The 19,974-nt window shown below is 64.5% G+C and carries 19 protein-coding genes; 9 read left to right on the top strand and 10 right to left on the bottom strand.

The window, feature by feature from the left end:
- Positions 1-31 precede the first annotated feature (31 nt).
- On the bottom strand, positions 32-2,131 hold the full coding sequence (locus tag EOD29_RS07205) for a S9 family peptidase (RefSeq protein ID WP_127246276.1): 2,100 nt from the start codon (positions 2,129-2,131) through the stop codon (positions 32-34).
- A 121-nt stretch (positions 2,132-2,252) separates the two neighbouring features.
- On the opposite strand from EOD29_RS07205, the gene EOD29_RS07200 reads away from it, so the two are divergent.
- Complete coding sequence (locus tag EOD29_RS07200) at positions 2,253-2,621, top strand: SH3 domain-containing protein (RefSeq protein WP_127246275.1); 369 nt, start codon at positions 2,253-2,255, stop codon at positions 2,619-2,621.
- Between the two features lie 411 nt (positions 2,622-3,032).
- A complete protein-coding gene (locus tag EOD29_RS07195; protein WP_067320912.1) occupies positions 3,033-3,461 on the top strand; it encodes a MucR family transcriptional regulator in 429 nt (142 codons plus the stop codon).
- A 131-nt stretch (positions 3,462-3,592) separates the two neighbouring features.
- Here the strand turns inward: EOD29_RS07195 and EOD29_RS07190 are convergent, their stop codons facing one another.
- On the bottom strand, positions 3,593-4,021 hold the full coding sequence (locus tag EOD29_RS07190) for a SufE family protein (protein WP_066997661.1): 429 nt from the start codon (positions 4,019-4,021) through the stop codon (positions 3,593-3,595).
- A 111-nt stretch (positions 4,022-4,132) separates the two neighbouring features.
- Positions 4,133-4,525, bottom strand: coding sequence for a DUF5330 domain-containing protein (locus EOD29_RS07185; protein ID WP_127246610.1), 393 nt, complete (start codon positions 4,523-4,525; stop codon positions 4,133-4,135).
- Positions 4,526-5,056: 531 nt separating this feature from the next.
- On the opposite strand from EOD29_RS07185, the gene EOD29_RS07180 reads away from it, so the two are divergent.
- The 3 genes from EOD29_RS07180 to EOD29_RS07170 all read left to right on the top strand — a co-directional run bounded on the left by EOD29_RS07180 (position 5,057) and on the right by EOD29_RS07170 (position 7,972).
- Positions 5,057-6,799 (top strand): PAS domain-containing sensor histidine kinase, encoded by a 1,743-nt coding sequence (locus EOD29_RS07180; protein WP_127246274.1) that lies wholly within the window; start codon positions 5,057-5,059, stop codon positions 6,797-6,799.
- Complete coding sequence (locus EOD29_RS07175) at positions 6,774-7,556, top strand: peptidoglycan-binding protein (RefSeq protein ID WP_127246273.1); 783 nt, start codon at positions 6,774-6,776, stop codon at positions 7,554-7,556. Before EOD29_RS07180 ends, EOD29_RS07175 begins: the two co-directional genes overlap by 26 nt.
- A 68-nt stretch (positions 7,557-7,624) precedes the next feature.
- Positions 7,625-7,972, top strand: a complete 348-nt coding sequence (locus EOD29_RS07170; protein ID WP_067320924.1) for a DUF1491 family protein — start codon at positions 7,625-7,627, stop codon at positions 7,970-7,972.
- A 60-nt stretch (positions 7,973-8,032) separates the two neighbouring features.
- Here EOD29_RS07170 and EOD29_RS07165 read toward each other — a convergent pair whose 3' ends face one another.
- Positions 8,033-9,031 carry a DUF2336 domain-containing protein gene (locus EOD29_RS07165; RefSeq protein WP_095800165.1) on the bottom strand — a complete coding sequence of 333 codons (999 nt, stop codon included), beginning with the start codon at positions 9,029-9,031 and terminating at the stop codon, positions 8,033-8,035.
- A 187-nt stretch (positions 9,032-9,218) separates the two neighbouring features.
- Between EOD29_RS07165 and EOD29_RS07160 the strand changes: the two genes are divergently transcribed.
- The gene (locus tag EOD29_RS07160) at positions 9,219-9,407 is read left to right on the top strand and encodes a hypothetical protein (protein ID WP_082953733.1); all 189 of its coding nucleotides are present in this window, start codon (positions 9,219-9,221) and stop codon (positions 9,405-9,407) included.
- 9 nt (positions 9,408-9,416) lie between these two features.
- Here EOD29_RS07160 and EOD29_RS07155 read toward each other — a convergent pair whose 3' ends face one another.
- Together EOD29_RS07155 and EOD29_RS07150 are read right to left on the bottom strand one after the other, a co-directional pair.
- The gene (locus EOD29_RS07155; RefSeq protein WP_067320929.1) at positions 9,417-9,965 is read right to left on the bottom strand and encodes a DUF1254 domain-containing protein; all 549 of its coding nucleotides are present in this window, start codon (positions 9,963-9,965) and stop codon (positions 9,417-9,419) included.
- Positions 9,958-10,542: a DUF1214 domain-containing protein gene (locus tag EOD29_RS07150; protein WP_067320932.1), complete on the bottom strand. Its 585-nt coding sequence runs from the start codon at positions 10,540-10,542 to the stop codon at positions 9,958-9,960. Before EOD29_RS07150 ends, EOD29_RS07155 begins: the two co-directional genes overlap by 8 nt.
- A 272-nt stretch (positions 10,543-10,814) precedes the next feature.
- Here EOD29_RS07150 and EOD29_RS07145 point away from each other — a divergent pair, with 272 nt between their 5' ends.
- Positions 10,815-12,008, top strand: coding sequence for a DUF930 domain-containing protein (locus EOD29_RS07145; protein ID WP_127246272.1), 1,194 nt, complete (start codon positions 10,815-10,817; stop codon positions 12,006-12,008).
- 57 nt (positions 12,009-12,065) lie between these two features.
- Here the strand turns inward: EOD29_RS07145 and EOD29_RS07140 are convergent, their stop codons facing one another.
- Positions 12,066-14,222, bottom strand: a complete 2,157-nt coding sequence (locus EOD29_RS07140) for a penicillin-binding protein 1A (RefSeq protein WP_095800162.1) — start codon at positions 14,220-14,222, stop codon at positions 12,066-12,068.
- A 168-nt stretch (positions 14,223-14,390) separates the two neighbouring features.
- Entirely contained in the window at positions 14,391-15,029 is a 639-nt protein-coding gene (locus EOD29_RS07135) for a TetR/AcrR family transcriptional regulator (protein ID WP_067320941.1), read from the bottom strand.
- A gap of 113 nt (positions 15,030-15,142) precedes the next feature.
- On the opposite strand from EOD29_RS07135, the gene EOD29_RS07130 reads away from it, so the two are divergent.
- Positions 15,143-17,554, top strand: a complete 2,412-nt coding sequence (locus EOD29_RS07130) for an FAD-dependent oxidoreductase (protein WP_127246271.1) — start codon at positions 15,143-15,145, stop codon at positions 17,552-17,554.
- A gap of 12 nt (positions 17,555-17,566) precedes the next feature.
- Positions 17,567-19,120: a trimethylamine methyltransferase family protein gene (locus EOD29_RS07125; protein WP_127246270.1), complete on the top strand. Its 1,554-nt coding sequence runs from the start codon at positions 17,567-17,569 to the stop codon at positions 19,118-19,120.
- 2 nt (positions 19,121-19,122) lie between these two features.
- Here EOD29_RS07125 and EOD29_RS07120 read toward each other — a convergent pair whose 3' ends face one another.
- Positions 19,123-19,755, bottom strand: a complete 633-nt coding sequence (locus EOD29_RS07120) for an NAD(P)H-binding protein (protein ID WP_127246269.1) — start codon at positions 19,753-19,755, stop codon at positions 19,123-19,125.
- A 33-nt stretch (positions 19,756-19,788) separates the two neighbouring features.
- Complete coding sequence (locus tag EOD29_RS35845) at positions 19,789-19,947, bottom strand: hypothetical protein (RefSeq protein WP_164763705.1); 159 nt, start codon at positions 19,945-19,947, stop codon at positions 19,789-19,791.
- Positions 19,948-19,974: the final 27 nt, after the last annotated feature.

Raw genomic sequence — 19,974 nt, 5'->3', positions numbered from 1 at the left:
GCGCGAGGTGCTCGCGATTGCGAGGGAAAAATCAGGCCGTGCCGGTCAATTTCAACGCAAAGGCGTAGATATACGCGATCTCCTCCAGGCGCGAGAACCGGCCCGAGGCGCCGGCATGGCCGGACTCCATGTTGATCTTGAACAGCACCGGATTGTCGCCCGCTTTGCGGTCGCGCAGCCGCGCCACCCATTTGGCCGGCTCCCAATAAGTGACGCGTGGGTCGGTCAGACCTGCCAGCGCCAGGATCGGCGGATAGTCGAGCGCCGCGACATTGTCGTAGGGCGAATAGGCAGCGATCGTCCCGTAGTCCTCGGCCGAGGCGATCGGATTGCCCCATTCGGGCCATTCCGGCGGCGTCAGCGGCAGGCTGGCGTCGAGCATGGTGGTGAGCACGTCGACGAACGGCACCTCGGCGACGATGCCGCCGAAGCTTTCGGGTGCCATGTTGGCGATCGCCCCCATCAGCATGCCGCCGGCCGAGCCGCCCTGCGCGACGATGCGATCGTGCGACGTGTAGCGCTCGGCCACGAGATGGCGCGCTGAGGCGATGAAATCGGTGAAGGTGTTCATCTTGTGCCGACGCTTGCCGTCGTCATACCAGCCGTAGCCCTTGTCCTTGCCGCCGCGCACATGGGCAATGGCGTAGACGAAGCCGCGGTCGACCAGCGACAGGCAATTGGTGTTGAATGCGGCGGGAACCGTGATGCCATAGGAGCCGTAGCCGTAGAGCAGGCAGGGCGCCGAGCCATCAAGGGGCGTATCGCGATGGTGGATCAGCGAGATCGGCACCAGCTCGCCGTCGGCAGCCGGCGCCATCAGCCGGCGCGTGACATAATGCTCCGGATCGTGGCCCGATGGCACCTCCTGCGTCTTCAAGAGAACGCGCTCGCGGCTGCGCATGTTGTAGTCGAACACCTGTGCCGGTGTCGTCATCGACGAATAGGTGAAGCGCATGACTTCGGTGTCGTATTCGTAGGAGCCGGAAAGGCCGAGCGAGAAGGCCTCCTCGTCGAAGGCAATGAGGTGCTCCTCGCCGTTTGCCCGATCGCGCACCACGATGCGCGGCAGGCCCTCCTTGCGTTCCAGCCTGACCATGTGGTGCCTGAAGCCGAGCACCGACAGGATCAGCCGGCCGGGCTCGTGCGGCACCAGTTCCTTCCAGTTGGCCTGCACCGGATCTTCGACCGGCGCGGTCATGATCTTGAAGTCCTTGGCGCCGTCGGCATTGGTGAGGATGAAAAAGACGTCACCACCTTCCTCCAGGTCATATTGCAGGCCGGTCTCGCGCGCCGCCACCAGCTTCGGCTCGGCGAACGGCTCGTCGGCGCGCAGAAGCCGGTATTCGGAGGTTTCATGATCGTTGATGCCGATCATGATCCAGTCGTTGGAACGCGTGCCGCTGACATCCATGAAGAAGCCGGCATCTGTCTCTTCGTAAATCAGCCGATCGTTCTCCGGATTGTCGCCAAGCGCGTGGAAGAACACTTTTGACGGGCGGTGGCTGTCGTCGAGGCGGGTGTAGAAAAAGCCGTCGTCTCCGGCATTCCACACGCCGCCGCCACCCGTATCCGGAATCTGATCGGTGAGTTCTTTCCCGCTGGCGATGTCCCGCACGCGCAGCGCGAAGAACTCCGAGCCCTTGTCGTCGAAAGCCCAGAGCAGCTTGCGATGGTCGGCCGAATGGTCGAATCCGCCAAGACGGAAATAGGGCTTGCCTTCGGCTTCCGCATCGCCGTCGAGCAGGATCTCCTCAATGCCGCCATCACGCGGCGTGCGGAAGTAGCGCGGTTGCTCGCCGCCGAGCTTGAACGACGAGCCATAGGCGTAGGGACCGTCCTTCATCGGAACGGTGGAGTCGTCCTCCTTGATGCGCCCCTTCATCTCGGCGAACAGCTTGCGGCGCAGCTCGGCCGTGTCGGCCATCAGCGTTGCCTGGTAGGCATTCTCGGCCTCGAGATGAGCGCGGATCGCGCCGTCGAGCAGTGCAGGGTCCCTGAACATCGCCTGCCAGTTGGCGGCCCGCATCCAGGCATAGTCGTCGGTGCGGGTGATGCCGTGATGAACGTCGAAGATGGGGCGTTTCTCGGGCCGCGGCGGGATGGCGGTCGGGAAGACGGAGGTTGTGGTCATTGCGTCTCGCTGTGGAATTGCCTGAAAATTTGCTTGAATGGCGAATGAACGCGTCGCTCAGCAGCGGTTCAAAGGGCGGGGTTCAAGGTGGTCTACACAAAGTAAGTCGAAAGGGGAAAAGATGAAATCCTATGTTCGAGCCGCCGTGGCTTTCGCTGTCGCTTCGGCGGTCCTGACCTTTTCCGGCCAGTCTCATGCAACCGTGTTCGCGGCCTGGCAAGTGGCTGGCGTGCCGTTCGGCGACACGCTCAACGCGCGCAAGTATCCGTCAAACACATCGCAAAGACAGGCGGCCTATCCGAATGGCACCGTCTTGCAGATGACCGGTCGTTGCACGGGCGGGATAGATCTGCTCGACATTGCCGGCCAACCGCACTGGAAGCAGCGGCAGGCGATCCGCTACCGCTGGTGCGAGGTCTGGCACGATCCGGCGCAGAACGGTGATTTTGTTACCGGCTGGGTCTACGGCAAGTACATCACACCCCACTGAGAGGTTCGTCGAGGCGACTTGGCTGTTCGACGCGAGGATGAATGTCCGCGCCATGATCCATAGGATTCTTCGCCCACCGGGCGGCCAAACATTAGTTTAGCCAAGCATAAAGAACCTGTTTTGACGCGACCAGAGGTGTAAAAGCGTGCTTGGCGCCACGTCAGGCTGCACTGGTCCGGCCAAAAAAATCTCGCTAAGTTACACGACACACGAATTTTTGAAGCTGAATCGGCAATATTTGATGAATATCGCCGAATATAATTCAATAGGTGAATTGACTTACTTGCAGCACAGGGTCATTAAGATGACGCGACGCGAATCGCAGGGCTTGCCTGCATGAATTTCGCGCGATGCCCGATCCAGAAAAAGGGCGCAGTCTAGAAAACAAACTCTCGTTGGGGCCTGAGCACAATGGATATCGTCGAAACACCTTCAAGGAATGGGGACGCGCTAATCGAGCTGACTGCCGATGTCGTCGCGGCCTATGTCAGCAACAACCCGGTGCCGGTCGGCGAACTACCGAACCTGATTGCCGACGTCCATGCCGCGCTCGGCCGCGTCGGCGGCACGACGGAGCAGCCTTCGGCCGAGAAGCAGAAGCCGGCCGTCAACCCGAAGCGCTCCGTCCATGACGACTACATCGTCTGTCTCGAAGACGGCAAGAAGTTCAAGTCGCTGAAGCGCCACCTTATGACACATTACAATCTCACCCCGGAAGAATACCGCGAGAAGTGGGGCCTGGACGCCAACTATCCGATGGTTGCTCCCAACTACGCAGCCGCCCGTTCGCAGTTGGCCAAGAAGATGGGCCTCGGCCGCAAGCCCAAGGGTCGCCGGTAGCAGCTTCCGCAAGTCGGCAAAAGCGACGGCGCCCGCGGGGCGCCGTTTTGCTTTTGAGGTATTTCAGGGATGTCTTGCTGCGAACGGGTGAACCCGCCGCAGTGCGGCTTGTTGCCGGGCTTGGGGCAGAGTCAGGCGGTTTGCTTCAAGGCGGCTTCGGCGTCGCGCTTGATGCGCTTGACCATCGAGCGAAGGCCGTTGGCGCGCTGCGGCGACAGATGCTCGTCGAGGCCGAGCTCTTTCAGCGTCACTTCCGCATCGGTGTTCTGGATTTCACTGGCCGGCCGGCCCGAGAACAGCGCCAGCATGATGGCGACAAGGCCGCGCACGATGTGGGCGTCGGAATCGCCGCGAAAGCTGACCACCGGATCGACGCCTTCTCCCTGCTCGGTGGTCAGCCACACCTGGCTGACGCAGCCCGGCACCTTGTTGGCCGGTGTGCGTTCCGCCTCGGGAAACGGAGGCAGCGCCTCGCCCAGCTCGATCACATAGCGGTAGCGGTCCTCCCACTCGTCGAGCAGGGAGAAATCGTCGCGGATCGTTTCGATCGAGGTCGTCATTGCCCGCATATAGTGACCCGGCGCCGCCACGTCACGGAAAAAGAAAGACGCCGCGGGCGTCGAGAGGTCGGGCGGGCCCGCGGCGTTAGAGCATTTCCAGAAAAAGCAATCTCAGTTCTTCGCCGTCAGCATCGCCGGAATGTTGACCTTGGCGGGCAGCACGATGTCCTCGGCGACGCTGCCGGTGGTCTCGCCAGACGTCTGCGCTGCCTTCGCAGCGGGCGCGGCCGTCTTTTCCGACTGCTGGTCATCAAGCATGGCGGCGGCGATCTTGGCTGTCTCCTTGGCGCGCACGGTGATGGTGTGCATGGCCGATTTGCCGGTCTCGCAAACATCCGGCTTGCGCTCGCAGATGCCGGCGATGTCGCCGACCGCCTCGCGCGCCGCAAACAGCGCCTGGATCGGCCCGACTGCCTCGCGGCCATCCTCGTCGGGGCCGACGCTGAGCGGCAGCGCCAAGAGCACCAGCGAAAACCAGAAAGCCATCCTGATCAGAAAGCCCATCTCGATGCCTCGTCGTGATCGGATCATGCATCCATCGGCATGACCTCTTTTTATGGACATGACAATGGCACGAAGGCGCGAAGCGTGGCTTGCGCCGAAGCCGCGAATTTTCTTCAAATTTTAGATGAATTGGAAAGGATTGGTTTTCGCTATTGATCTAACTCAAATCTGATCCACTGTATTAACTTTGAAATAGCCATCTATGCGGCTGTTTCAAAAGAAAAATTCTGGAAAGGGCGAGCATCGGCACTGGGTTTTCAGGAAGCCAGGCGAGCCGCGCTGTGGCTAACGCTCCATTTACCATGGCGGCAGATCGACGGGCTTTGGGGTGTCGGCCTCCCGATATTTGCCGCGGGCAGGGCGCTCGCCTTCTCTGCCTTATCCATTCCTTAAACGCTGGATGCGACTTTCAATCCAATCAAGAGTCACCTGCAGAAGCAGGGCAATTCACGACCGGGTCCGAGTGCGTTGAGTTCGATTACGGCCAGATACGTTCCTCTGCCTGGCGCGGTTGCCGCCGGCTGCGAACGCATGGTTCATCCGACCGTCACGGACGAGGCTGAGCGCCAGCGCCAGCGCCGCTTCATCGGCGTCATGCTCGCCACTCCCTTCCTCGCCGCGGGTGCGGCGGTGACGCTGGTCACCTCAAGTCTGGGCGCCGCCGTTACCGTGGCTGCGATCTTCGGCGCTTTCGGTCTGTGCTGGTTCGCAGCGCTTCTGGTTGCCGCCACCGGACGCATGACGCTCGCCGGCCGTGCCTCGGTGGCGACGGGCGGCCTCGCGCTTGCTGGCGCAATTGCCGCGGCGGGTGGTCTGGCGTCGCCAGTCGCGCTGCTTGCCGTGGCTTTGCCGGTCGAGTCTTGGTGGATCGCCGGGTCGCGCCGCGCAGCAATTTCGGGCGCGCTGGCGGCATTCGGCGCCATCCTGCTGCAGCCTTTCGCAAACCAGTTCCTGCCGCTCGGCGAGTCCGCGATCGCCGGTTGGCACTGGCTGTTGCCGCTTGCCTGGGCGCTTACGCTCCTGCCGCGCGCGGCGGCCTTCGCCAATCCCGCCGACGCGCGTCAGGCTGAGCCTGCGGTGGACCGTCTCGAAGAGACGATCGATGCCGTCGTGCTGCGCGTCGGCCGCCAGGGCGAGGTGCTCGACGCTTCGGCCAAGGCGCGTTCCATTCTGAAGTTGGCGCCGGAGCTCCTGCTCGGCGCGGGCTTGTTCGAGCGCGTCCATCTTTCCGATCGCGTCGCCTATCTCACCGCGCTCGCGGACATGCGCGAGGGCGCGCCGAAGCGCCGGCTCGACCTGCGCATCCGCTTGCCGCGCGACGGTGGCGGCTCGGCCGACAATTTCCGCCCGTTCCGCCTTGAATTGCTGCGCGGCGCGCGAGAGCAGGACATCTTCACCTTCGTCCTTCGTGAGAATGACGAGATCGCCGCGCTCCGCGAAGAGCTTGCCACGGCGAGGGAGGCTGCGGCTGCCGCCGAAGTGGCCAAGGGGCGTTTCCTGGCGGTGGTCAGCCACGAGCTGCGCACGCCGCTCAATGCCATCATCGGCTTCTCCGACATGCTGCTGCACGAGATGTTCGGCGCCTTCCGCGATCCGCGCCAGAAGGAATATGTCGCCCTGGTCAGGGAGTCCGGCCAGCATCTTTTGTCCGTCGTCACCTCGATCCTCGATGTCTCGCGCATAGAGGCAGGCGCCTATGCCACCGAGCTCGAGCCGTTCCGCTTCGCCGATGCCGCCGACATGTGCCGCTCGATGATGCGGCCCCTGGCGGAGGCCAAGAGCATCGCGCTTGGCGCGCAGATCGCGCCTGACGCCGGCGAGATCAATGCCGATCGCCGCGCCGTGCAGCAGATCCTGATCAATCTCGTTTCGAACGCCGTGAAGTTCACGCCTGATGGCGGCAGCGTGGTGATCGGCGCCAAGCGGGTCGGCTCGCGGCTGCATTTCTGGGTGAGTGACACCGGCATCGGCATCGCCGACGAGGATATGGCCAACCTCGGCAAGCCGTTCATGCAGATCCAGAACGACTATACGCGCCGCTTCGAGGGAACCGGGCTCGGCCTGTCGCTGGTCAAGGGGCTGGTGGCGCTGCATGAGGGCACGATGTCGATCGAGAGCGCCCCGGGCGAAGGCACGACGGTGACGATCAGCCTGCCGGTGAACGGACCGAAGCGGCGCTCGGGCGCGCCGGCCGACGTGCTGCCGGTGCCGATTGCAAAGCCGAAGGGGGATGCAAATGGGGACAGCAATGGCTCGCTCCGCAAGACGGCCTAAAGTGGTCGAACCCGAGCGCGGGTTGCTTGCCGAGAGCGCTGGGGCGCTCGGCCAGATGATCTCGCGCAATCCGGTTCTGGTCGGCGGCTCGACCGCCTTCCTGGTGACGCTCTTCTACGTTTCGGCCAACGCGCTCTGGTACCAGCCTTTTCCGCACACGGGCGCCTTCTTCGCCACCAGGAGCATCGAGAATTTCCCGCATGCCGTCTCGGATGAGCCGGAGACCACCATCAACATCGTGCGGCAGGCGCAGCCCGCTCCCAAGCCCGATCCGGTCGTCCAGCAGGTGCAGGGCATATTGAAGGACCTCAATTTCTACGACGGCACCGTCGACGGCCTCACGGGCCCAGCCACGCGCAAGGCCATCCAGGCCTATCAGCTCAAGGTCGGGCTGCCCGCCTCCGGCGATGTCGACGGCGCGCTGCTCGCTCAGCTTGGCGCCAGGCAAACGACTGCGGCCATTCCGCATCCGGCCCCGAGACCGGCCGATAGGGCGACGGCCCAGGCCGCCGGACCAGCGGCCATTCCGGTCGCCGCCCAGGCCAGCGGCGCAACGCAGGCGCCCGACGCCCGCATCGTCAAGATCCAGGCTGGCCTGAAGGCCTTCGGCAATGACGATATGCAGCTCGACGGCGTCGTAGGCGCCCGCACCAAGTCTGCGATCAAGGAATTCCAGGCGCTGTTCGGCCTGCCCGAGACCGGCGAGCCGGACGAAGTGGTCTATGCCAAGATGCGCGAGATCGGCCTGACAAACTGAGGGCTGCCGGCTTTTCGGTTCCATTGCCGATGCTGTAAGGAACCGGGCATGCCATCCGGAACCCTGCCATGCGCGTGACTACCGATCTGTGGGTATCGGCCCTTCTGCGCCGTGTCTTCACCGCCGGCGGTTTTGCTGCCGTGGTCAAGCGCGGCGCGACCGAGGCCGGCGCCGTCTTCGTGTTGTCGCGCGACCGGCTCGGCGAAGTGGCTCTGTACGGACCGGCGCCGCAAACGAGCTACGATTCGGCCAAGCCCGACGAGCGCTTCTTCACCTTGCTCGATTCTGGCGACGATAGCTCGGCATTCGATGCAAGGCTGGAAAAGGAAAAGAGATTCGATCCCGACATCTGGGTGGTCGAGATCGAGGCCGGCTCCGTTCCGGTCGAGGAGCTTGTGTCCGTGAAGGCGGAATAGAGGCGGCGGCCCGGCGTCCCGACCGGCCACGGAAACGCTGTGCACTTCCCTGGAATTGGGTCAGGACGCCTTGCGGCCGGCGGCCTTGTCATCGCTGTTCGATGCGTGGCGCCCTGTCTCGATGGCATTGCCGCGGATCGCCCGAGACAGCGTTTCGGCTTTCCAGGCCCGCACCTTGTCGAGCGCTGCCTCGCGATGCAGCAGCCGATAGCGGTCGAGGAACAGACGGATTGCCTGGGGATGCGGAAACTCGCCGGGATGGACCGCGACCGCGATCAGGAAGGCCCTGTCTTCGCTTAGGTCGAGCGCCTTGAGCGCCGCAAGCAGCGCTGCGTAGCCCGATTGCTCTGTGATTGAGCGGGCTGTGGCAAAATCGATGTCGAGCGCATCGGCAAGCGCTGTCTGGAAGAAAGCAAGGTTGCCCGTCAGCGCCGTCTCGCGCAGCTTCAGATAAGTCGGCTGTCCGAGGAACAGGTTGACAGCGGCACTTTCGCCGGCGGGCCGCATCATCGAGCGCAGGCGTCGCCGCGCGTTTTCCTCAGGCACGCCGGGATCCGGGCGGTTGTCTTCTGTTGCGGAAGCTGGCGCCGGTTTCACCGGCGCGAGCTTCGTGACCGTCTCCGGCGGCCGCGTGTTGACCAGCGTCGGCTTCTCCAGCGCGCGGATCAGGTGGGCGATGGTTGCGTTGAGTTCCTTGCGGCGAGCGATTGCGCGCGCGTGCGGCAGGCCATGGCGGCCGATCAGCGCGATGAGGTCGATGTCGCTCAGCGCGTCCGAGCGGGTAAGCAGCGGCGCCGCGATCTCGACCGGCTCCTCGGCCAGCCGCCGCACCAACGCGGCCGGCGCATATTCGCATTCGGAAAGGGCGGCGGCGACATAGCGGCGCGATTCGACCGACACTTCGTCGAACAGCGGCAGCGTCAGATCCTCGAGTTGGGCGATTTCGCGCCGCGACGGGCGCGTCAGCGAGCAGAAGGCCGACACGGCGGCGCGGAACAGCCTTTCGGCTTTTCCCGCTTCGGTCCGGATAGCGATGTGCCTGAAATCCGAAGAAGACACGGAGGATACGCCCGATACTCGACACAGACCCGGCCCCGCGCCTCCGGCCGGGCCGGTTTCGCGTCTCCAGGGAACAAACATCAAATTAGCCGCGATCCGTTAGCGCTCCGTTAACCCTCTGCCCGCCTTAATCGACTTTGGAGGCGTTGCGTTGTGCTCCGGTCAAACCGAGAGGAATACGCGAACCATGGGCATGGTCTTGTCTTTCGTGCCGCGAGCGGCACCCGTCAATCGAGTAACCCACGACACCGACACGGCAGCGGCTGTCATCATCTTCCCCGGCGTCCGCTATGAGCCACAGCCGCAGGTCGGCGCGGCGCGTCCGGACGGCCCGGACAAGCCTGGGTCGCCACGGCCACTAGTGCCGCATCACTGAGCTGACTCTTCAGTATTCCTGCAGCTCGCAGGCACTCTGTTCGAGAAAGCGCGACACGATCGGCTTCCAGCTATCGTCCGGCACGAAGGCGCGGACGACAAAGATTCCCTCCTCGATCGGCGCCTCGACAAAGATCGCGCCCTGCAAGTCCTCGGGAAGATCTCGCCGCACGTCGATCATCTGCGCCGGTGTCAGCACCACGGCATCGAGCTTCTCGCTGTTCGCATTGTGGTCGTTGAAGGAATAGATGTTGTGGCCGCTGCGGTCATACACCGAGGCCGACCAGAACGGCACGTCGCCGGGCGCCCGGATCCGCACCAGCCCGTCGGCGAGATTGAAGCGGCAGGCGGCCGCGTAGAACATGGGGTCGACCGACTTCACCACAGGCGCACCAGCGACCTCGGCGTCCAGGCGCGTCATCTTGTAGAGGTCGGAGGCCATTGCCAGCCGCGACCAGGCATCGCGCTCGGAAAATTCCGGCACCAAAAACAGCACCGCGATATGCACGATACCGGCGCCGAGCAGGCCGAGGACCAGGGCGTGCAGCAGGCTACGCATGGCAGCCCGCCTTCAGAATGCGCGGCAGCGTCACGTCGGAAAGCCCGGTGCTGCTCGCGATCGGCGTGTCGTAGAAGGTCAGCACGAAATACATCTTGCCGAAGCCAGCCGTCAGGAGCCAGTTGCCCGGGGCAGGGCGGTCGCCGACGGAGATGACGACCGAATTGTCGGGCCGGCGCAGCACTTCGTAGGATTGCAGGGCCGCCTGTCTCGCCTTGCCGGTGTCGATGACGCCAAGCGACTGGTCGGCGGCATAAAGCGTCCAGAACCGGGCCGTCGGGTAGCCGCCTTCGATCGAATAGGCGCATTCCCGCTTCAGCGGCTGGCCGGCTGCGTCGCGCTCGGCGACGAAGGACAACCCCTCCGCCCGGCCGAGCGCCAGCACGCCCTCACGCGCCACGCGCGCCTTGGAGTAGGGGTCGGAGCCTTCCGTGCCGATTTCAGGAAAAGCTGTCCATTGGCCGATGCGGATCGCGCCGACGCCGTCCTGCGCGTTGAGCGCGTACCAGACGCTGCCGCCGCCAAGGCCGATGGCCATGGCAAGCGAAAGCAGCGTGAGGGAGACGGTCTTGAGCATGGAAGGCCGGAACTGAGGAGGTTGCCCGGGATATCGCGGCGCGGGGCCTCGTGGCAAGCCGGCTTGCCTTGGGCATGGCGATATTCAGGTGGTTGCGGCCTGCAGTAGTATGACGTTCCCATGTCGGCGACCGGCCTGTCACGGACAAGTCCGCACCGCGCCCCTTCTGATTCTCGGCGGCGCTGCACGTGGCCATCCAATCACTGACTTGTCAGGCGCCGATCCGATGCCTGTGCTTGCAGCCGCCGCCATTTCGTTCCACATCGGTCGGGATGAAGGGCGAGACAGGAGAGCGGCGTCGGAATTTGGCGTGGGCTTTGCCCGCATCGCTGATGCTGCATGCGCTCATCGCAGCGTTTCTGGTCTATACCTTGCCCAAGCCCGCCCAACAGCCGGATGAGGAACAGCCGGTCAATGTCGCGCTTGTGCCTCCGCCCGAGCAACCTAAGCCGAAGCCTCCGCCCGCACCGCAGCCGAACGAACTCAAGGCCGAGAAGCCCCCGGAACCGAAAGCCGAAAAACCGCCCGAGCAAAAAGTCGAAAAGCCTCCAGTGCCGGAAAAGCAGCCGCCGAAGCCACCGCCGATCGCGGTGCTAAAGCCCGTTTTCCAGTATGGCAACAAGGACACCGGCCCCAGGAAATCCCTGGATGGAGCCGGCAACCGGGACAACACGCCGTCGCCGGCCAAGGATAGCGATAGCAAGCCGCCCGCCGTGGCGAAGCCTGCACAGAAGCAATCTGCCGCGCCGGCAGATGCCGATCAGCCGGCGGATCAAAGCACGGCTGACGAGAAGCCGGTAATCGCCGCGACGGACGCCGAGCCCACGCAAAGTGAGGAGAAGGCAGCCCAGGACACGGATAAACAGCAGGCTGCCGAGCAAGAGGCAGGAGCGCCAACCGCCGAAAAGCAAACAGCCGCGGCGCCGACGCCGATGGATGCCAAGAGCGGCGATAAGGTCGATCTTCCGGCCGTGACCGAAAAGCAAAAGCCCAAGCAAGCAAATGCGCTGAAGTTCAGGCCTGCAAAAATCTCGAAGTTCCGAAGCAAGAGCGCCGGGACGCCAAGTTCTACCAACGCCGCCGTTGCTGCGTCGCCGATCTATTCCGGCCTTCCGGGTGTTCGAAAGCTCTATTCGCAGGGCGCTACCGGCGACGCGCTGGCCACAAACTCTATGAGCGAGGTGCCTCGCGACCAGCGGGTTGCCAATCTTTGCGGCAGCGTTTTGAACGAGGAATTGCAGGGCGCCTCCTATTCTCCCAAATGGCTGCCATCCATTCCGCTGAAGGTGGGCAATGTCCTTAACCCTCCGGTGGCCGCCTTCAGCACGGCAACCACATGGTACCGCCTAAGCTTCCGGTGCGAGGTCGACACCGATGCGACAAGGGTCTTGTCGTTCAACTTCCGTGTCGGGGCTGAGATCCCACCCGGCGAATGGGCCGGACTCAGATTGCCTAGTCTCCGCTAAGCATTTCACTCGAAAGAGGGACCGGTTTCGGGGCAAGCGCATGCGTCGAACGAAGGTTCAAAGCGCGGACAGCGTCTCCGGCAGGGTAGGTGCGTTGAGAGCGGGTGCCGCCTGGAAGGCTTTGGTCATTGCCCTCAGCGTCTGCGTGGTGCGGCTGGAAAGCACTGGCGGGCGCTCGGCCTCTGCCTGCGCCGCGGCATCGGCAGCCTCCTTCTTCGCCTCTTCCTCGGCCTTGGCCGCGACCTCCGGGTCGACCCAGGGATGATCGAGGCCAGGGATCGGCTTCAGATCGATGTTCTGGTGTGCATAGGCCATCAGCCGCTGCCAAACCATCGCCGGCAGCGACCCGCCGGTCATGTTGTTGGTCGGCGTGAAATCGTCATTGCCGAGCCAGACGGCGGCCGTGTAGTTGCCGGTGAAACCGACGAACCAGGCGTCTCGGTAGGACTGCGTGGTGCCGGTCTTGCCCGCGACGACGATGTTGGGAAGCTGCGCGCGCCGCGCCGTGCCGATCGCCGGCACCGCGGCCAGCATGGTGTTCATGTATTTCAGAGCTTTTTCCGACAGCACACGGTGCGGCGGCGGCGCGTCCTTGGCCCAGTCATAGACGACGTCGCCGGTGCGGGTGACGAGCTGCGTGATGCCGTGCCGGGAACCGACAAAGCCGTTCTGCGCGAAGACGCTGTAGCCTGTCGCCTGGTCCATCACCGTCATGAGGGACGTGCCGAGCACCATGGTCTTGTGCGATTCCAGCGGCGATTCGACACCCATGGATTCGGCCATCGCCTTGATCGGCCCGATACCGAGATAGTCCTTGGCGAGCCGCACCGGCACGGTGTTGATCGACTTGGCGATAGCCGTGAGCAGCGTGACGTTGCCGGCCGAGCCGCCATTGTAATTGTGTGGCGACCAACTGCCCCAACTGACGGCGCCGCCGGAAACCACCGAGTCCGGCGTGAAGCCGTGCTCCATCGCGGTGGCATAGACATAAGGCTTGAACGACGACCCGGTCTGCCGCAGCGCCTTGGTGGCGCGGTTGAACTGGCTGGCGCCATAATCGCGGCCGCCGACAATGGCGCGCACCGCGCCGTTGGTCTCGATCACCACCACCGCGCCCTCGGTAACGTTGTATTCCTTGCCGAACTGGCGGAGATGGAATTCGACCGACTCTTCGGCCGCTTTCTGGATATTGGCGTCGAAGGTCGTATGGGCGACCAGCGAGTGTTGGCCGGGCTTGGCGATCTTCTTGACCTCGTCGAAGGCCCAGTCGAGGAAATAGTCGGGGCTCTTCTGCTCGCCGCGGTCGACGACATCTGCCGGATGCAGCCGCGCCTGCAGCACCTGGCCCTCGGTCATGAAGCCGGCGTCGACAAGGTTGGAGAGCACCACATTGGCGCGCGCACGGGCGGCCGGCAGGTTGATGTGCGGGGCGTATTTGGTGGGCGCCTTGAACAGGCCGGCCAGCATTGCCGCCTCGGCGAGGTTCAGGTCCTTGACGCTCTTGCCGAAATAGAAATCCGCCGCCGCCTCGATGCCGAACGTGCCGCCGCCCATATAGGCGCGGTCGAGATAGAGCTGGAGGATCTCCTTCTTGGAGAGATTGGCCTCCAGCCAGAGCGACAGGAAAGCTTCCTTGATCTTGCGCTCCAAGGTGCGCTCGTTGGACAGGAACAGGTTCTTGGCCAGCTGCTGGGTGATGCTGGAGCCGCCCTGGACCACCGAATTGGCGCGCACATTCTCGAAGATCGCGCGCGACAGGCCGAGAACGTCGATGCCGTAGTGATCGAAGAAGCGGCGGTCCTCGGTCGCCAGCACCGCCTTGATGACGATATCCGGCATCTCGTCGACCGGCACGGAATCGCGCTGAATGATGCCGCGCTGGCCGATCTCGTTGCCGTAGCGGTCGAGGAAGGTGACGGCGAAATCGCCCTGGTTGCGCCAATCGCCGGCGGTGATCTCAAACGCCGGCATGGCCAGCGCCAACAGCACCACGAAGCCGCCGGCTCCCATGGTGAACCCTTCACTCAGCACCTCGATGATGGCGCGCCGCCAGCCATGCAGGCGGAAGCGGCGGGAAAAGATGGTTGCGGCCTCCCAGAATTCGCGCGCTTTGAAGCTGATCTCGTAGAGCGAGGAATCGAGCCACGCATCGACGGCAAGAGCCGCCGAGGCGATCCGGCCTCTTCTCTTGCGTGGTTTCGAAGGAGTTGGCATTCCAGACTTCCGCCCCAATGCGCTTTCGCCCGAAAACAGCATGCGGGCAGTTTCAGGTGGCACCCTGCCAAACTATTCGACCATTTTATCACTGCTCACAAGGGCAGCGAAGCCACAGCACAAGCTTTGTTGAATGGAGGTCAATCGGCCGTGAACGGCGGGTAGTCATCAGCGCGCCGCGATGAAGCGCATGAAATGCGCCACATCCGCTTCGGTCGGCTCCTGGCCGGTGAAGGAGCGCAGATAGGCGGCGAGATGGCTGACGCGGGCCTCGACCGGTTCCTTGAGGTCGAGCACGTAATAGCCGATCTGCATGTAGTAGAGCACACGCGCTCGGATGAAGGCGTCCTCGTCGTCGTAGCCGTGCCGGCGGTACATGTCGCGGATGGCGCTGAGGCGCTCGTCGTCGGCCTGGTCGATCATCTGCCGCACGTCTGCCGAGCGCCTCGCCCATTCGCGCACGGCGAAATCGAGCCTCGGGTCGAAGAGGCGCTCGTCGGCCCAGCATTCGAATACGTTCATCACGCCCATGATGATGGTTTCGGCGGGGCGCCGGGCGCGCTCGACGATCGCAGTGGTATTGGTGTCGTGCCAATGCTTGAGCAACTGGTCGAGCAGATCCTGCCGGCTTTCGAAATACCAGTAGAAGCTTGAGCGCGACACGCCGAGCTTCTGGCCGAGGGTGAGCACGCGCACGCTCTCGATACCGTCTGAAACCAGCGTCTCAAGCGCCAGATTGATCCAGTCCGAGCGCGTGACCTTGATGTTGCCGAGAACCGGTTCGGCCTGCGGGGCGGTCATGATCATGGCCGCACAATAGGCATGGCGGGAAGCGGCGCGCAAGCGATCTGTACACTTGTGTCTAGACACTCCTGTACAGGACGTGTATCGTAAGGCTCTCCAACGAGAGGGAGAGGCTCGTGAAATCGCATTACCGGGCAGTCGTCATCGGGGGAGGCGTGGTCGGCGCCTCGGTGCTCTATCACCTGACGCGCTTCGGCTGGAGCGACGTGGCGCTTATCGAGCGCGCCGAGCTGACGGCCGGCTCGACTTGGCACGCGGCGGCCGGCTTCCATGCGCTGAACGCCGATCCCAATGTCGCGGCGCTGCAGGACTACACGATCAAGCTCTACCGCGAGATCGAGGCCGAGTCCGGCCAGGATGCCGGGTTGCACATGACCGGTGGCGTCAACATGGCAAGCGATCCGCAGCGCTGGGAATGGCTGAAATCGGCCTGGGCGGTGTTCCAGTCGGTCGGCATCGAGACGGCCCGCCTGGTGACGCCCGAGGAGATCAAGGAGATCTGCCCGATCGTCGACGTCAGCGATGTGCTGGGTGGCCTTTACGATTCCAACGAAGGCCATCTCGACCCTTACGGCACGACGCACGCCTATGCGGGCGCCGCAAAGAAGCGCGGCGCCGATGTGATCCTGCGCAACCGCGTGATCGAGCTCAGCCAGCGCGCCGACGGCGGCTGGGATGTGGTTACGGAGAAGGGCGCGATTGTCGCCGAGCATGTCGTCAACGCCGGCGGCCTGTGGGCCAAGCAGGTCGGCCTCATGGCAGGCGTCGACCTGCCGGTGACGCCGATGGAGCACCATTATTTCGTCACCGAGGACATTCCGGAGGTCGCTGCCCTGGACAACGAGCTCGGCCTTGCCGTCGATCTCGACGGCTTCTCCTATCTTCGGCAGGAGCGCAAAGGCGTGCTGCTAGGTGTCTACGAGCAGAATCCAAAACATTGGAACATGGACGGTGCGCCCTGGGACTACGGCATCGAGCTGATCCCCGAGGACATCGACCGCATCAGCCCGGAGCTTTCGAAGGCGTATCAGCGCTTCCCCTGCCTGGCCAAGGCGGGCATCCGCAAATGGGTCAATGGCGCCTTCACCTTCACCCCCGACGGCAATCCACTGGTTGGCCCGGTGCGTGGCTTGAAGAACTACTGGGTCGCCTGCGGCGTCATGGCCGGCTTCAGCCAGGGTGGCGGCGTCGGCAAGTCGCTGGCCGAATGGATGATCTACGGCGAGCCGCAGGCCGATATCTTCGGCATGGACATCGCCCGCTACGGCGCCTTCGCCGCCAACCGCGAGTATCTCCGACAGACCACGCGCCAGTTCTACGCCCGGCGCTTCGTCATGACCTTCCCCAACGAGCGGCTGCCGGCGGGCCGGCCGCTGAAGCGGCCCGGCGCCTATGACGGCATGAGCGCGGCCGGCGCCGAGTGGACGGCCTCATGGGGGCTGGAAATCCCGGCCTATTTCGCGCCAATGGGTTTTCGCGAGGAGACGACGCTGAAGCGCTCCAACGCCTTCGACATCGTTGGCGATGAGGTGCTGCAGGTGCGCCGCGCCGCCGGCCTCGTCGACACCACGGCCTTCTCGCGCTATGCCGTGTCCGGTCCCGGCGCCGAGGCCTGGCTCGACCGGCTGCTTGCCTGCAAACTGCCGAAGCCTCGGCGCGCGAAGCTTGCCCCGATGCTCGGCCATGACGGCAGGCTGAAGGGCGACCTTACCGTGCTCAACTGGGGCGGCGGCGACTACTGGATCATGGGCTCCTATTACCTGCGCGAATTCCACATGCGCTGGTTCGAGGCGCACATGGCGGACGGCGTCTCGGTTAACGACATCTCGGACGCGATGTCCGGCTTCCTGGTGACCGGGCCGAATGCAAGGAAGGTCGTCGAACGCACCACGCACCAGGACGTCTCCGCCAAAACCCTGCCGTTCATGGCCTGCGCCGAGTTCGACATCGGCATGGTTCGCGCCCGGGTCGCCCGGTTGTCGATCGCCGGCGAGCTCGGCTTCGAAATCAATTGCCCGGCCACCCTGCACGGGACGCTGCGCGAGACGCTGCTCGTCGCCGGCGAAGATCTTGGTCTCGCCGAGATCGGCTACTACGCGCTCAACGCGCTGCGGCTGGAGAAGAGTTTCGGCATCTGGTCGCGCGAGTTCACGCAGGGCTACACGCCCGGCCTGACCGGCCTTGACCGGTTCGTCGCCTTCGACAAGGGCGATTTTGTCGGCCGCGAAGCAGCTCTCAAGGAGCGCAAGGCGGGCGTCGCCCGGCGGATCGTGACCCTGGAAGTCGATGCCGTCGACGCCGACGCCAGCGGTTTCGAGCCTGTCTGGCACAAGGGCCGGCGCGTCGGTTTCGTCACTTCCGGCGGCTACGGCTACACGGTTGGCAAGAGCGTCGCCCTGGCGTTGCTCGATGACGATTTCGCCGGGGAGGGGACGCAACTTTCCGTACACATTGTCGGCGTCGAACGGCCGGCGCGCGTCATCGCGGCCTCGCCCTATGACCCCAAGGGCGAGGCAATGCGGCAATAGGGAGGATTGGGCATGATTGATGAGGCCGCACGCGATCAGAGGCGCGAACGCCGGCGCGGACGCACCGGCGAGGCCGGCAGCGAGTCCAGCCGCCGCCCGAACTATCGTTCGCTGAAGAACCCCTTCCTGCCGCAGCCGGTCTTTTCCGACGATCAGGTCGCCGCAATCCACGACACGGCGCTGCGCGTGCTGGAAGAACTCGGCATCAAGGTGCTGCTGCCGGAGGTGCGCGCCATTCTTGCCAAGGCCGGCGCCCTGGTCGACGAGGACAGCCAGATGGTGCGGATCGGCCGCGACATGGTCGAGGCAGGCTTGGCGTCCGCGCCGCGCTCGATCCCGGCCTATGGCGGCGCCCGCTCCCGTGACCTTATCCTCGAGCTTGGGTCCATGACATTCCTCGCCGGCTCCGGCGCCCCCAACGTTACCGATCTCGAGCGCGGAAGGCGGCCCGGCACGCTCGCCGCCTTCGAGGAATTCATGAAGCTGCTGCAGCATTTCGACGTGCTGCATATGCTCGGCCCCTGCATCGAGCCGCAGGACGTCGACACGCGCTTTCGCCACTTTGCCACCGGCCGCGCGCAGCTCACCTTGTCCGACAAGTTCCCCTTCGTCTTCGCCCGCGGCACACCGCAGGTCGAGGACAGCTTCGAGATGGTCCGGCTGGCGCGCGGCCTCTCGCAGGAGGAATTTCGTAACGGCGCCTACTGCTACACCGTCATCAACACCAATTCGCCGCGCCAGCTCGATATCCCGATGGCGCAAGGCATCATCGACTTCGCCAGGTTCGGCCAGGTGTCGATCATCACGCCCTTCTGCCTGGCGGGCGCCATGGCGCCGATCACGGTCGCCGGCGCGCTGACCCTGCAGCATGCGGAGGCGCTGGCGGGGCTGACGCTCGCCCAGATCGTGCGCCCCGGCGCTCCGGTGGTCTATGGCTCGTTTTCCTCAAATGTCGACATGAGGTCGGGCGCGCCGGCCTTCGGCACGCCGGAGCACATCAAGGCGACCTTGGGCGCCGGCCAGCTCGCGCGCTTCACCGGCTTGCCTTGGCGTTCCGGCGGCGGCAGCGCCGCCAATGTCTCCGACGCGCAGGCGGCGCATGAGACGCAGTTCGCGCTATGGGGCTCGGTGCTTGCCGGCGCCACCGTCTGCATCCATGCCGCAGGCTGGCTGGAAGGCGGCTTGAGCGTCTCCTTCGAAAAGCTGCTCACTGACATCGAGGCGCTGCAGACCGTCGCCGAGCTTTGCGCCACGACACCGGGTGATGCCGACGCCATTGGTTTCGACGCTATTGCCGAGGTGCAGCCCGGCGGCCATTTCTTCTCGGCCGCCCACACCATGGCCCGCTACCGTACCGCCTTTTACGAACCGCTGGTGGCCGACTGGTCGAATTTCGGCAACTGGACGCAATCCGGCGGCAAGACCGCGACGGAGCGCGCCACCGGCATCTGGAAGCAGATTCTTTCCGATTTCCAGCCGCCGGCATCCGCTGCCGCCACCGCCGGCGTGCTCGACGAGTTCATCGCACGTCGCACCGAAGAGGGCGGCGCGGCGCCGGTGTCGTGAGGTCAAGGCAGCAGGGCAACCGCTGTACGCGAATAGGTCTTGTCGCTGACCTGGGAAAGCATGAAGGCCGCCACGTCGGCGCGCGCCAGCGTCGGCAACAAAGATGTCGCTCGGATGCCGTCGCCGTGGCGGAACCGGCCGGTAGCTGGACCCTTGCCGAGCTTTGGTGGTCGCACGATCGTCCAGTCGAGGCCGGACTGCGCGATGAGCCTTTCCTTCGCTTCGTGATCCGCCGCTTCATGGCGCAGCACGAGCGGCACGACGATGCCGCCGAGCAGCGGCCCCAATTGCCGCCGGCTGTCGCGGACGCCGAGGAAGGATTGATAGATGAGCCGGGTTGGCCCGCTCCGTTGCATAGCCTCGACGATGAAGCCGATACCGGCAATCACCGCCGCGTCGTGCTTCAGTGGCACGCCGACACCGAGGCAGCTCAACACCGCGTCGTGACCGGCAATCGCGCCCTCCACCGCCTTGCAGTCGGCGACGTCTCCGACGATCACACTCAGACGGTCGTGGCTGATGGCGAGCTTGCGCGGCGTGCGGACGAAGGCGGTGACCAGATGGCCTTCTGCCAGCGCCGCCGAGACGAGGGCGCGGCCGGTCGCGCCCGAGGCGCCAAAGATCAGAAGTTTCATTTCCGGCCTCCCTGGCCAGTCTGCCCCGCTTCGTCAGCCAGGCTTGCGCCCCGCGACGAAAGCGACCGGCGCTCCAGCCGGGCCGGGCAGCAGCCTTGTGTAGACGTAGTCGCATTGCTCCACCAGACCCTGCGCGACGCCTTCCTCAAAAACCGTGCCGCCCCACACCGTGACACCCGTGATTCCCTGCATGCCCGCCGAACCGGAACGGCGCATGGT

Origin of the sequence: Mesorhizobium sp. M1A.T.Ca.IN.004.03.1.1 (assembly GCF_003997555.1) — a bacterium.
Taxonomy (GTDB): domain Bacteria; phylum Pseudomonadota; class Alphaproteobacteria; order Rhizobiales; family Rhizobiaceae; genus Mesorhizobium.
The sequence above is the reverse complement of the archived record's forward strand: the minus strand, read 5'-3'. Positions and strand labels throughout refer to the sequence as shown.

Excerpts from the sequence above, each read along its gene's own strand:
- EOD29_RS07205 (WP_127246276.1), bottom strand. The coding sequence starts at position 2,131 with ATGACCACAACCTCCGTCTTCCCGACCGCCATCCCGCCGCGGCCCGAG.
- EOD29_RS07200 (WP_127246275.1), top strand. The coding sequence starts at position 2,253 with ATGAAATCCTATGTTCGAGCCGCCGTGGCTTTCGCTGTCGCTTCGGCG.
- EOD29_RS07195 (WP_067320912.1), top strand. The coding sequence starts at position 3,033 with ATGGATATCGTCGAAACACCTTCAAGGAATGGGGACGCGCTAATCGAG.
- EOD29_RS07190 (WP_066997661.1), bottom strand. The coding sequence starts at position 4,021 with ATGACGACCTCGATCGAAACGATCCGCGACGATTTCTCCCTGCTCGAC.
- EOD29_RS07185 (WP_127246610.1), bottom strand. The coding sequence starts at position 4,525 with ATGGGCTTTCTGATCAGGATGGCTTTCTGGTTTTCGCTGGTGCTCTTG.
- EOD29_RS07180 (WP_127246274.1), top strand. The coding sequence starts at position 5,057 with ATGGTTCATCCGACCGTCACGGACGAGGCTGAGCGCCAGCGCCAGCGC.
- EOD29_RS07175 (WP_127246273.1), top strand. The coding sequence starts at position 6,774 with ATGGCTCGCTCCGCAAGACGGCCTAAAGTGGTCGAACCCGAGCGCGGG.
- EOD29_RS07170 (WP_067320924.1), top strand. The coding sequence starts at position 7,625 with ATGCGCGTGACTACCGATCTGTGGGTATCGGCCCTTCTGCGCCGTGTC.
- EOD29_RS07160 (WP_082953733.1), top strand. The coding sequence starts at position 9,219 with ATGGGCATGGTCTTGTCTTTCGTGCCGCGAGCGGCACCCGTCAATCGA.
- EOD29_RS07155 (WP_067320929.1), bottom strand. The coding sequence starts at position 9,965 with ATGCGTAGCCTGCTGCACGCCCTGGTCCTCGGCCTGCTCGGCGCCGGT.
- EOD29_RS07150 (WP_067320932.1), bottom strand. The coding sequence starts at position 10,542 with ATGCTCAAGACCGTCTCCCTCACGCTGCTTTCGCTTGCCATGGCCATC.
- EOD29_RS07145 (WP_127246272.1), top strand. The coding sequence starts at position 10,815 with ATGAAGGGCGAGACAGGAGAGCGGCGTCGGAATTTGGCGTGGGCTTTG.
- EOD29_RS07140 (WP_095800162.1), bottom strand. The coding sequence starts at position 14,222 with ATGCCAACTCCTTCGAAACCACGCAAGAGAAGAGGCCGGATCGCCTCG.
- EOD29_RS07135 (WP_067320941.1), bottom strand. The coding sequence starts at position 15,029 with ATGATCATGACCGCCCCGCAGGCCGAACCGGTTCTCGGCAACATCAAG.
- EOD29_RS07125 (WP_127246270.1), top strand. The coding sequence starts at position 17,567 with ATGATTGATGAGGCCGCACGCGATCAGAGGCGCGAACGCCGGCGCGGA.
- EOD29_RS07120 (WP_127246269.1), bottom strand. The coding sequence starts at position 19,755 with ATGAAACTTCTGATCTTTGGCGCCTCGGGCGCGACCGGCCGCGCCCTC.
- EOD29_RS35845 (WP_164763705.1), bottom strand. The coding sequence starts at position 19,947 with ATGCAGGGAATCACGGGTGTCACGGTGTGGGGCGGCACGGTTTTTGAG.